9 protein-coding genes are annotated in these 13,116 nt (G+C 40.3%); 4 read left to right on the top strand and 5 right to left on the bottom strand.

Going from position 1 to position 13,116, the window contains the following annotated elements; genetic code table 11:
* Positions 1-1,764: DUF4347 domain-containing protein (locus VB732_RS26790; RefSeq protein WP_323233913.1), on the bottom strand; the 1,764-nt coding region annotated here is incomplete at its 3' end.
* 420 nt (positions 1,765-2,184) lie between these two features.
* Here VB732_RS26790 and VB732_RS26795 point away from each other — a divergent pair.
* On the top strand, positions 2,185-3,333 hold the full coding sequence (locus VB732_RS26795; RefSeq protein ID WP_323233914.1) for an alanine--glyoxylate aminotransferase family protein: 1,149 nt from the start codon (positions 2,185-2,187) through the stop codon (positions 3,331-3,333).
* A 61-nt stretch (positions 3,334-3,394) separates the two neighbouring features.
* On the opposite strand, the gene VB732_RS26800 is transcribed toward VB732_RS26795, so the two are convergent.
* The 4 genes from VB732_RS26800 to VB732_RS26815 form a co-directional block, all read right to left on the bottom strand.
* Complete coding sequence (locus VB732_RS26800; protein WP_323233915.1) at positions 3,395-3,799, bottom strand: response regulator; 405 nt, start codon at positions 3,797-3,799, stop codon at positions 3,395-3,397.
* Positions 3,800-4,451: 652 nt separating this feature from the next.
* The gene (locus VB732_RS26805) at positions 4,452-5,879 is read right to left on the bottom strand and encodes a hypothetical protein (protein WP_323233916.1); all 1,428 of its coding nucleotides are present in this window, start codon (positions 5,877-5,879) and stop codon (positions 4,452-4,454) included.
* Positions 5,880-5,971: 92 nt separating this feature from the next.
* Positions 5,972-7,297: a hypothetical protein gene (locus VB732_RS26810; RefSeq protein WP_323233917.1), complete on the bottom strand. Its 1,326-nt coding sequence runs from the start codon at positions 7,295-7,297 to the stop codon at positions 5,972-5,974.
* A gap of 338 nt (positions 7,298-7,635) precedes the next feature.
* Positions 7,636-11,187 (bottom strand): NACHT and WD40 repeat domain-containing protein, encoded by a 3,552-nt coding sequence (locus tag VB732_RS26815; RefSeq protein ID WP_323233918.1) that lies wholly within the window; start codon positions 11,185-11,187, stop codon positions 7,636-7,638.
* A 479-nt stretch (positions 11,188-11,666) separates the two neighbouring features.
* Between VB732_RS26815 and VB732_RS26820 the strand changes: the two genes are divergently transcribed.
* The 3 genes from VB732_RS26820 (at position 11,667) to VB732_RS26830 (ending at position 13,108) form a co-directional block, all read left to right on the top strand.
* On the top strand, positions 11,667-12,056 hold the full coding sequence (locus tag VB732_RS26820; RefSeq protein WP_323233919.1) for a hypothetical protein: 390 nt from the start codon (positions 11,667-11,669) through the stop codon (positions 12,054-12,056).
* Between the two features lie 204 nt (positions 12,057-12,260).
* Positions 12,261-12,491 (top strand): hypothetical protein, encoded by a 231-nt coding sequence (locus tag VB732_RS26825; RefSeq protein WP_323233920.1) that lies wholly within the window; start codon positions 12,261-12,263, stop codon positions 12,489-12,491.
* 350 nt (positions 12,492-12,841) lie between these two features.
* A complete protein-coding gene (locus VB732_RS26830; protein ID WP_323233921.1) occupies positions 12,842-13,108 on the top strand; it encodes a hypothetical protein in 267 nt (88 codons plus the stop codon).
* Positions 13,109-13,116 lie beyond the last annotated feature (8 nt).

The following is a 13,116-nucleotide window of genomic DNA, read 5'->3' on the forward strand; positions in this document are numbered from 1 at the left end:
ATTGAAGGTGTTTGCGGGGATTATGAAATTGAAAGCTGCGTCTTCTGTTGCTTGTTGAGGAGCGATCGCATTTGCTACGACTGGATTTTGGTTAACCCTGTAGCGTACCACAGCAAAGTTATTGGCGCTTACTCCCGCAACTATTATCGTACCATCGTGTTGGGTAAGAGCATAGGCATTGTCAGCACTGCCTGTACCGATATCAGTAGTGATGATGCCAGTAGTGTTGAAATCAGTATCAAGCGTACCATTACTGTTGTAACGTACTAAAGCAAAGTTACTTCTACTCGAGCCAGCCACAATAATTTTGCCATCTGCTTGCACGCTAACGCTGTAGGCGACATCAGTACTGCCCAAGTTAGTAATGACCTTGCCAGCATTTCCAAAATTTGTGTCAAGATTACCTTCGCTGTCGTAACGTACCACAGCAAAGTCACTACTACGCCTTCCCGCCACTAGAATCTTGCCATCATCTTGTATGACAACGCTGTAGCCGATGTCGGTACTGCCCAAGTCAGTAATGACTTTGCCAGCATTTCCAAAACTTGTGTCGAGATTACCTTCGCTGTCGTAACGTACCACAGCAAAGTTATTATTACTTACTCCTGCTACCAGAATCTTGCCATCATCTTGTATGACAATACTATAGCCGATGTCGGTACTGCCCAAGTCAGTAATAACCTTGCCAGTACTACCAAAATTTGTGTCAAGATTACCTTCGCTGTCGTAACGTACCACAGCAAAGTTATTATTATTACTTACTCCTGCTACCAGAATCTTGCCATCATCTTGCAGGGCAATGCTGTAGGCGATATCAGTAGTACCCAAGTTAGTGATGACCTTGCCAGCACTACCAAAACTTGTGTCGAGATTACCTTCGCTGTCGTAACGTACCACAGCAAAGTCACTACCACGCCTTCCCGCCACTAGAATCTTGCCATCGGCTTGCAGGGCAATGCTGTAGCCGAAGTCGGTACTGCCCAAGTCAGTAATGACTTTGCCAGTACTACCAAAACTTGTGTCGAGAGTACCTTCGCTGTTGTAACGTACCACAGCAAAGTTATTATTACTTACTCCTGCCACCAGAATCTTGCCATCATCTTGTATGACAACGCTTCTACCAATGTCAGTACCGCCTAAGTCAGTAATAACCTTGCCACCACTACCAAAACTTGTGTCGAGAACTACAGATAGAATTGAAGTGTAGGTTGCTATTATTTCTTGCCTAAACACCAAATGAGGAACAATATCCCCTGTACAAACCTCAAGTTCCCAATCACCACCTAATGCAGAATTTCCCGTCAAGTCATTAGATGCCGCTACTACTGCACTTGTCAATTCGCTCAGACAGTTTATAAACAATACACCTGATTCTGTTTGAGCTACGTTGCAACCATACAACAGTAGTTGTGCGTCTTCACTCAAAGCATTTGCCCAACCCATAAGGTCTGCTGCGTAGTGGTTGAGGGTTTTGCCGCTAAGTTGACTGTTGCCTAAATAGATACATCCTGGTGCGCCGTGAGAAACAATGTGGAGGCTAGTAACTCCCTGATAAGACTCCAGCACTTGACTAATTTGCTTAATGCCATCTTGGTTGGCATCTAAAACGACAACAGAGGTATCTGCTAAAACACCCATTACCAAACTTTGGTAATCCTCAACCTGTGGGTCGATAAAAACTATGCGAGTAGAATAAAAGTCTAAGGTTGGGTTAGTACCAATATTGGTAGATAATGTTTTTTTTATAACAGAAGGCTTTGTCATAATTGTCCAATAGTAAGTACCTGATGTTGAGCAAAAATGAAAGTTTTTGCAGATAATTTGTGGTAGATGCATTCAATTTAGGAATAAAATAAAATCTTACCCTCAGTAAATACACTAGTTTAGTCGATGAAGTCTTGATAAATTTTCAAGCATAAAAAGTACCTCAAATGCTTGATAATAAAAGGAAATATCTTGATTAGGTAAAAACCTTTCAAAGTCGGCTAAGTAAAAGGTAAGTCTCAAATAATACAAAATTTTTATACTCTTTATCTTATGAGCTAATTTCTTAGAAAGTGCGCTAGAGAAGTGCATACAATAAGCAAGAGAGAAAAAGGCTTTTCAAGTTGTACTGAGTTTTTTCAAAAATCAAATAGGAGTCCTAGTATGATGCGGTAAGTATCGTCTAGGCGAAGACAGATTATGACGCAAACAATTTCAATCAACGACTCCGGGCGCTTGCAACTCACACCGTTAGAAATTCCATCCCGTCTACTGTTAGGCCCAGGGCCATCAAATGCCCATCCCACAGTTCTCCAAGCGATGAATACCTCACCGGTTGGGCATCTCGACCCAGCTTTTCTCGCCCTCATGGATGAAATTCAGTCGTTGCTGCGCTACGTATGGCAGACAGAAAACCCACTCACCATTGCAGTCAGTGGTACGGGAACAGCCGCAATGGAAGCAACGATCGCTAATGCTGTTGAACCTGGTGATATAGTTTTGATTGGTGTAGCTGGTTATTTTGGTAATCGCCTCGTGGATATGGCTGGACGTTATGGTGCTGATGTCCGAACCATTACGAAACCTTGGGGACAAGTCTTCAAGCTTGATGAACTCAAAACTGCCCTAGAAACTCATCGTCCGGCTATTTTAGCTCTAGTTCATGCCGAAACTTCTACTGGTGCAAGGCAACCTTTAGAAGGAGTTGCTGATTTGTGTCGTGAATTTGGCACTCTGCTGTTAGTGGATACTGTGACAAGTTTGGGTGGTGTCCCCTTGTTTTTGGATGCTTGGGGAGTTGACTTAGCCTATAGTTGTAGCCAAAAAGGGTTGGGTTGCCCGCCTGGGGCTTCGCCTTTTACGATGAGTGCGCGTGCCGTTGAAAAATTGCAACAGCGTCAAACTAAGGTTGCAAACTGGTATTTGGATATGTTGTTACTGGGTAAGTATTGGGGCGCTGAACGCACCTATCACCATACAGCACCGATTAATTTATATTATGCATTGCGGGAAGCATTACGTTTGCTTGCAGAAGAAGGGTTAGCAAATTCCTGGCAGCGTCATCAAAAAAACGTAGAGTATCTCTGGGAAGGGTTGGAGAATTTAGGATTGAGTATGCACGTTGAGCAAGAGTATAGGCTACCGACGCTTACCACTGTCTGCATTCCAACAGGAGTAGATGGGAAAGCGATCGCACGGCAGTTACTCAATGAATATAATATTGAAATTGGTGGTGGTCTTGGCGAACTAGCGGGTCTTGTCTGGCGCGTAGGGCTGATGGGCTTTAATAGCCGTAGGGAAAGTGTTGAGCAATTTTTAGCAGCACTAAGACAGGTTTTACCTAAGTAGTTTTTGGGTGGAAATAGTGCGTTAAGCTACCGTTAACGCACTTTATCGGGCACTACAATCATTACCAGTTACAAGAAGCAACCAAGTTAGCTACTATCTCAACTAGTTCGTCTGGGTCAACGGGTTTAGATACATGAGTGTCAAAGCCAACTTCTAAGGCACGGATCCGAGCCTCAGTATCAGCATAAGCTGTTAAAGCTATAGCCGGGACTCGTCCACAATTCTTTGATTTGAGCGCACGAAATTTGCGGATGAAAGTGTAGCCATCTTCCCCTGGCAACCCAATATCAGAAATTAAAACATCAGGCTCCAATTCGGATAATACTTGGCGTGCCGCATCTGCTGATATTACTGGTATCACTTTTGCTCCATCCATTTCCAACACAGTAGTGATGAAAAAGCGAGTATCATTATCATCCTCAACTACCAGAATATCTAAACCAGCAAGAGTTCCAGAAGTTTCCATAAATGAAATTTTATCGTAAATTAAAGGGTTTAAATCCCCCTTTTGCAAATATCTTTATGGTCTTTCCCAGATACCGGGAAAATTAAAGTAATTAAGAGTGTTCCAAAAAATAAATGATCCAAAACCCGTCATTGCGAGCGAAGCGAAGCAATCGCAAGGGCTGGGATTGCTTCGCTTCGCTCGCAATGACAATTGAGCGTTTTTTGCTTGGAGTACTCTAATAATTCGTAATTTATAATTACGAATTGTTAACTAACGAGTATTCGTTACTCGCTCACTGTGAGAAAAAACCAACAAACAGTAGAGGCAAGAGTATTACTAGGGACACAATTAATACGAGGGTTGCTGGCTCGATTTTAATCTGGTTCTTTTGTGGATCGCGCATTTTGCACTCTCTCGAACAATAAGTATATTAACTTAGCCTAAAGGATGTTTATCTCTTATTCCAAGCCCAATCAGGTTGAAAAATATAAATTTTTCGCAACCTTATCGTCCTATCAGCTTATTTCTTCCAAGGTAGTTTAGTTCCCATTTCAGTCAATGCTGAGAAGATGAGATAGAGGACGAGTAACCCAGCGCCCGCTAAGAAAGCCAGTAAATCATTATCCATAAATGCTATTTACTAAAACTTCGCTAATCATAGCGAAATCTACTAATATTTAGCATTTTTTTGAGCCTGCAATCTTTGGTCTTCTGGATTTAAACTGTACCAGCCATACCAGTGACGAACTGCTAACCAAACGGTTGAAAGCAAACCCGCTAGGCTAAGGGTAAGGCCGCTGAAAGGTACTAACAATCCAAAGATTGGTAATACGGCTCCAGCAATAGTGCAGATAATAGCAGCCAGGGAAGCACTGCGACTAGCTCCCAATCCCCATGTCAAAAATAGTAAGATGATGGAAATTAAAGTCCAAGCCAACTGAGCATTGATGACACGAGCCAGATAGGTCAAAACCAATAGACAAGCAAAGAAAATACTACCAGCGATCGCAACATTTCTGAAACTCATTGGTAGTGATAAATATAACAACAAGATCCACCACAAAAATATTGCTGGTGCTAGCAATAAAAGACGTGGAATTACCCCCGTATGACGAATCGGTTCGGTGTTGGTAAACACTCCAAATGGATTTTTGACTGAAACATTCTCGTCAAATTTCCAAGTAAATTGCGTACTGCGTCCGTCAGATTTTATCTCATCAGGTTCAATACCACTGGCAAAATTAGCTGGAGAAAAGTTAGCATTTGCTATAAGACGGAAGTTAGATAGTATCTGTCCCTCTGCACTATAAACCCAGCGAGGCCCGCCTCTAGCTTGATAAGTGACTCGAAAAGTGGTTTCTTGCCCTGGTTGCAACTGGAAGGGAAAACCATAGTCTCCCGGATTGGTTTGTTGTAACCTTGTGCCGTCACGCTCGATTTTATAGCTAGAAAGAAGTGTGTAGCCGTTGGGTGGCGGTGCTTCAAAGAAAAAATTATTAATATCCTTGAGTTGGTTAACTACTTTATAATCAGCAGTATAATCTGCCCGATAAATTGAGCTACGACCTGGAACATCTACACTTTGGTCAAGTTTGACTTGAATTTGCGAACCAGCCAAAGTCAAGAAGCGATTAATTTGTCTTGTCTCATTTACCTTGACTATTTTGTTACCGACTTGAGTGTTATATGAGTATGGCTCCTGGATGGTGTAACGCACTTGGGGAGCAAGTTGTTCGAGCTTTTCGCCTGCCACACTTTCAGCCACTTGAGCCACCTTCGCCTGTTCCCAGTAGTGGTAGCGATTGCTTAAAGTTGAACAGAGAAAAAATCCCGGTACTAACAGAATTAATACTAGAGTTAAATGCTGTAATCCGCGCAACAGTTGAGAATAACCAACAGCCCATTCGCCGATGAATATAAGCTGTTCCGGCTGGCTGCGGCGGAGAGAAAAACTTATCAGTGCGATCGCAACTCCTAAAGCTACAATCAAAAACACTAATAACATTGAAGCTTTGAGCGCCTGGGTTCCAAATTGAACAAGCTCAATCGGATGCGTCAAATCGGGTAATCCGGGAATACCTTGAGCAGAAGATGACATTGGCTGAATTTTTGCAGATTTTGGAGAACCAGACCGATAAATTCTCTTAAAAGTTTCTGCAAATAGGTATAAATTATTTCACAATCTCCAATTCAACTTTGTGTTTTCAGAATTTCCTTTAATTTTTTCTCATAGAAAAATTCTTTTTCTCCCATCGCTGGAACTAAATCAGTTAACCAGGTTGCTTTCTCGTCATAACGTGCAAAGAAAGGACGTTTACACCAATTAGGATCGCGTCCTTGCAAAAACGAAAGTACAAATACTTTCTCGCCATAAATCTCAGTTACGCCATCCACTGCAACTTTACCTGGTAGTGCTGACATGACTGGACCGCGAGCCGTGCGAGCTAACCCAGACACTTTTTGTATTGCTGCTTGATAAATTTCCCAAGCTCGAATAATTGGCACTTCAAAGTAATGTTTGGCTCCGGTATCTCGTTCCATAAACATATAGTAGGGAATGCAACCAAGGCGAACTTGTTCTTGCCACATTTTTATCCATACTTGCGGACAATCATTAATTCCGCGCATAAGTGGCCCTTGAGCGCGAATCTGTGCGCCTGTACTCCGAATGCGTTGGAGCGCTGTTTGAGCAATTTCAGTTTTGATTTCTGTCCAGTGATCGTAGTGTGCCATTATCGACAGATGTTTGCCTGAATTTGTTACTTTCTCAAATAAACGTAAGAGATCGTCAGCATCTTCATCTGTGACAAAGCGATAAGGCCAATAAGCTACGGATTTAGTACCAATACGAATTGTTTGGATATGTTCAAAATCGGAATTTAGGAGTGGTTCAATATATAAAGCCAGGTGTCTAGCTTTCATTGTCATCGGATCTCCGCCAGTAATTAAAACATCTGTGACTTCTTGATGTTGGCGGAGATAATCTTGAAAAAGTCCTGATTCACGAGTAGCGAATTTCATTCCGTCCATTTTTACAAACTGCGGCCAACGGAAACAAAATGTGCAATATGCGTGACAAGTTTGGCCGGCTGTCGGAAAAATTAAGACTGTTTCGGGATATTTATGTTGAATTCCTGGTACTTGTTTGCCATCTAATGTGGGAATATTATATTCTGCTTGTCCGGCTGGATGTGGGTTAAGTTGCGATCGCACTGTATTTACTACTTGACGCAGTTCTTCTGGCGGGGAATTTTGCAGATGCCAAATAACTTTGTCGAGAGATTCAGGAGCTAACATTTCTTTTTGAGGAAATGTGAGGCGAAAGATGGGATCGTCGGGAATTTTATCCCAGTCAATTAATTCTTCTACTACGTAGTTATTGACACGGAACGGCAATACTTGGGCAACTGCTTTCATTGCCAAGCGATCTGCTGTTGAAAGCGTTTGCAGTTGAGGCAGCCGATCTATGTCTTTAATTTCATATAACTCAATTTTTTTAGGGTTAAGTTGTGACATTTCATTATTATTTTAATTTATATAGAAGATACTCGAAGTATCTGGAAAATATAGTATAGTCCAGTTCATTCAAGGCTTAATATTTGTCAAATTCAATTTTTTTAATGAACCACAGAGGCGCAGAGGACGCGGAGAAAGAATGCTTAACTGAACTGCATTGAAATATAGTGACACTTTCGTATTAGAAAGAGTTCGGTTGCTTTGAAAAATTATCTGAGCAATATACTTTGGCATAATGCTAATCCACAAACGAGATATAATCGTATTCAACAATAAGAAACTAAGACACATTTTAAGAGTGCAATTCGAGAACATGATTATTAGTTTTAATTAACCGATTAATCTTCGATAGCACCCAATTCTCTAAGGGTATTTTTTTGCTCCTCACCTAGACCGGAAACACCTTTGATATTCATGGCTTCATAAGGTCTTTTTGGCATAAGCGTTTTAATACATTCTCCAGTTGTAACATTCCATTGCTTAATAGCTCCATCTTGGGAACCGCTAAACAAAGTTCCATCTGGACTGAAGGTAACAGAACGAACCCAATTATTATGTCCTTGTAAAATAGTCAGACGTTCGCCTGTCTTAACATCCCAAATTTCTACAGTGTGGTTAACACAAGCACAGCCAATAATCTTACCATCAGGACTAAAAGTAACAGAACGTATCCAATCATCATTGACTAAAATTTTGCAACATTCGCCAGTTTGAACATCCCACAGGCGTACTGTTTTATCATCACCGCCACTAGCTAATAACCCTCCAAGTTGCCCTTGTGAAGGGAGAAGCGGGCTAAAAGCAACAGACCATATTCGCATAGTATGTCCTTCCAAAACCCGAATACGTTCCCCTGTATGAACATTCCACAACCGCAATGTTTGATCGTCACTTCCACTAGCGAGAATTTCACCATCAGGACTAAAACTGACAGATTGCACCCAATTTGTATGCCCTTCTAATGTTTCAAAACATTGACCAGTTCTAACATTCCATAGCTTGATGTTGCAATCAATGCTACTACTAGCCAGAATTTGCCCATCATGACTAAAAGCAATAGAGCGGATGCGATCGCTATTTTGCAAAACTTTCACGCACTGTCCACTCACAATATCCCAAAAGCGGATGGTTTGGTCATCACCACCACTAGCTAACAACCCCCCAGGAAGTGGACTAAAAGCAACAGACCAAAGGCGGCCAGCATGTCCTTCCAAGGTACTGATACATTCGTCAGTCTGAACATTCCACAGCCTAACGGTTTTATCATCATTGCTACTAGCAATTATCTTTCCATCTGGACTTAGAGCTAAATCGTGTACCCAATTAGTGTATCCCTGCAAGATTTGAATGCATTGATAAGTCTCGATGTCCCAGAACCGAACGGTTTTGTCATAGCCACCACTAGCGAGTGTTTTCCCATCAGGACTAAATGCAACAGAGAGAATAGAATTACTGTGTCCTTCTAAAGTTTTTAATAATTTCCCTGTTTGAAGATCCCAGAGTTTCACAGTTTTGTCATCGCTACAACTAGCAATAATTCCTCCTTGCGAAGAGGCGATCGGACTCAAGGCTATAGAATGAATTAAATTAGTATGTCCTTCTAAAGTTGTTAATAACTTCCCCGTTTCAACATCCCAGAGTTTCACGGTTTTGTCGTCACTACAACTAGCAAGTATTTCACCATCAGAACTAAAAACTACAGACTGGACTAATTTGTTATGTCCTTCAAGAGTGTTTAAACATTTACCTGTTTTTACATCCCACAACTTCACAGTTTGGTCAGCACTACCACTTGCGAGTATTTTCCCATCAGGACTAAAGGCAACAGAACGAACAAAGTTGCTATGTCCTTTGAAAATTTTCCAGCATTTTTGGCTATCCAGATCCCAGATTCTAATAGTTTTATCACTACTAGCACTAGCGACAAATTTGCCATCAGGACTGAAGACAACAGACCTGACCCAACTAGTATGTTCTTCAAAAGTCATGAGATGTTTTTGGCTCTCAACATCCCAGAGTTTTACAGTATGATCATCACTACAACTGACTAAAGTTTTACCATCGGGACTAAAAGCAACAGTTCTTACCCAGTTAGAGTGTGCTTTCCAATGAAACAGTTGTTCGCCATAAGTAGATTGCCAAAAGCTAATCCGACCATCAGCGTCACCTGTAGCAACATTTTCTCCATTTACAGGATTAAATGCCACTGATAAAATACTATCGAATATTCCTGTAAATACAGACTTAGATAAGTCAGAATTAGTAAAGTTGACATTATGCAAATTCACACTGATTAGGTATGCTTGCCATATCTTTAAATTAGAAAAATCACATCCGCTCAAATCAATTTCTAGGTGAGAAAGCAGGTTAATAATATTTCCACCTGCATAACCAGATGTCAAAGGTATATTGACTTGTAATAATTCTATGATTTTTAGTAGATGTTCTTTAATCCGATCTTTATTACCAAATGTATTGATTATTCTTTCAGTGACTGGTTCTATAATTAAACGAATTTGAGCGTTTCTCACCTTTCCTTGGGTTTGTGCTTTGAGTAAAGCATGGCTCTTTAGTAGAGAGATATTTTCTAAGTTAATCTCGGAAACGATTTCTTCACAGACCTGATTAACAAATTGGCTAATAATATATTCCATAACTACAGCTTGGAGCATAAATTTCGCCAAACCCTTCTCATTAAAAATTAGCGATCGCCGTCGCAGGGATTCTAAAGCTTCAATTAATTCTGGTTGTGATGTAGTTGAAATAATATCTGCTTGTAATTCGACAAAAGAAGTAGGTTTGCAATTAATTCCTAACCAGTATAAAATTTCTTTCTCTAAATTGGATAATCGATTAAACTGTTGTTCTAAGAGATTGCGAATATCGCCAAAAAGCACGGAAATATCACAACTAATGAACTCTGATATATTACTACCAAAAACTTCTTGAATTGTACTACAAACGATTTTTAATGCTAAAGGATTTCCCGCATATTGATTAATTAATTTTTTCCAATCTTTCTCTGAAGCAAAAAAATCACCTTTGCTCACAAATATGTTTTTTGCAGCGATATTTTCTAGCCCACTTAGCTGCAAAGATTTAACTTTCAAATTGCTCCCTTCTAAGGTGACAATTTCTTTAGGGCTTTCACGACTGGTTAAGACTAAACAGCTTTGATGAGGTACTTCCCCAAGTTGTCGGAAAAGTTCTCCATATTCTTCATATCCTTCTCGATATTGCCCGACATAATCACCTCCAAGCATGACTGACTCTACATTATCCAGTACCAATAAACAGCGATGTTTCCGTAAATAGGCAATCAATTGCGAAATTCCTACTTCTTTAGGCTCATTTTTTTTAGAGAAAAATTCAATCAAGTCTGCAAAAATCTCCTTAACAGAGGGTGCATGACGTAGCGATCGCCAGATAACATACTCAAACTGTCCCTGAATTTTCTGTGCCAGCTTGATAGATAAGGCTGTTTTGCCAATTCCCCCCATCCCAAATATGGCCACCAGCCGGCAACGATCTTTATTTACCCATTGCTCTAGAACCTCTAACTCCGCCTCACGCCCAAAGAAAACGGGGACATCTGGCGCTTCGCCAAAATCGTAACAGGATGAAGCATTAACTACTGTTGATAACTGATATCTTTCCTGGATGATATTTCTAATCACCTCCAATTTCCCTGGAGTACTCCCAGCAATGTCAAACTTTTGGTAAACCGAACCAAGCCGTTTCCGTACTGCTGCTGCACTAATTTCGAGAGTGGTTGCAATAGACTCTGCTGTTTGGCCAGCTAAAGCTAGAAGTAAGGCACTTACCTCAGCCTCAGATACATTGTGTTCGGCTGTAACCGCTCTCAAGAAACTTTCAGGAATTTGCATCATCAAGTAAATTTCTCCAGCCAAAACTATTTATCGGTATGTGAGGTAGATGTGAGATATATTTCTACTTATTTATACCCAAATCTTCTCCTTTTATCAGTCATCTCTGAGCAAATAGCACCAGAAAGTAGCGTTTCTCGTTTGAATAAACCTCTCCCCTGCAAGCAAAGATACTTTGAATCTTACTCCCCTTCCCTTGCAGGGAAGGGGCTGGGGGTTAGGTCTGTATTGAACTCAACCACAAACCCTATAAATTTATGAGGTTAGTCCTGCACGTTGGGTAGCCCGTCGTAGACATCACCCAACATCTGGGAGAGAAGCGCATTGATAAGACACTACTAAACTATACTCTAAATTATCAACTTGTCAATTTGCATTATCAATTTATTGACAAGATTAACAAAGTAAATATAAAATTGATAACAAATTAGGTGTGAACCGCGAGGATAGCTGAAGTAAGTAGCACTGAGGTACCCCACAATATGCCAACACCTGACGTTTCAAATTCTGCCCAGGAATTATTTGAGTTGCTTGAGAAAGACATTCTTGCCTGTCATACTTGCAAGGATGGAATGATTGAAGTGACTATCCGCAAGATCGGAACCGAAGAGTTTGAACTACGTGTCATCTCTTTCCGAGGTTCTTTTCGTTGCGTTCATGCGGATCTAAACAGGTACTTAGAGGAGTTACCGACAGATACAACAGATACGCAAAGTCAGGTATCTATCTATTGCGATCGCTTTCGAGTGGGGTTGAGGAGATTGTTAGGTAAGGGGTTTGGACAACTCAAACTAGACTTTTCTCGATGCAAGAAGGGAAATACCGCGCCAATATTTGGCTGGATGGTATCCGAATTATTAGATAAGGATTGATTATTCTCAGCAGTTACTAAAAGCCACTGATTTCACCTCAAGCTTTAGAGAAACAGTAAAAAATTGTTTTCGTTATTGAGGTTAACAAGTGAATAGTTTTCCCGCCCAAGAGAGTCTAGAAAAAGGCTACAACAGGGTTGATATAGCGCTTATTGGCACTACATCAACCCTGTTATTTTTTTATTCATTTATTAGGAGGACAATATGACTACGAATCGTCAAAGCTTGTTATTTCGCTTGACTTCCAAGTTCATTAAATATTTCCTGCTAGCATTATTTGGGCTAGCGATCGCTTACGTTTTATCAGCTATTTTTGGAGGTTCACATATTGCGATCAGTCTACTACCCTTTGTTTTACATTGGATCATTTTCCGGTGTGGGCTTATTCTTCTTTGTTTAATATTGATTACAGTGATTTTTGAATCTGTTCGTTAACATATCAAAAACGAAATTCGACTTTCACACACTGACTGCATGATTTTCAATTAATATCCTCGCTCACTCCAAATGAACTGTTGTTAAGCTAAAAAACATCTAATTTGTATAACCAAATTAAATATAACCTTTGTGAGCTATGCATTTTGCTCACACAGTATATGCAATTTAAATGTGAAATAGCTTAGTGTGAAAGTCTGAATTCCTTTATGAAACTTTTTAGAGCCGGGGAAAATTTCGTCTCTAACTATCCCTAACTGTATTTAGGATGTGCTAGAAAAATTTACAAATCTAACACATTACTTTCTTGTCAAATATCAGCTAAGAAATTATAAATTGGAGACGGAATAATGACAAAAAAACATGGCAATCTCTCTGCACAAGACCAGCTTAATCCCATATTAATTATCTTAGTAGCAGGTTCGCTCTCTTTAGCAATTGTTGACCGTGACAATCGTCCTGCATACTTTGATATTGTGAAAATCGCAGTCGTTTATTTCTTTGGCACAACTAAATCTCAAGGAAATATTAATCAGTCTAACAACGTAGATGATTCAGAAAACCCTGACGATTCAAACAGTACAAAATGTAATGATAGTCATGACAAGCGTAAGTAAAAAATTGA

The organism is Nostoc sp. UHCC 0252, from assembly GCF_034931145.1.
Classification (GTDB): Bacteria; Cyanobacteriota; Cyanobacteriia; order Cyanobacteriales; family Nostocaceae; genus Nostoc.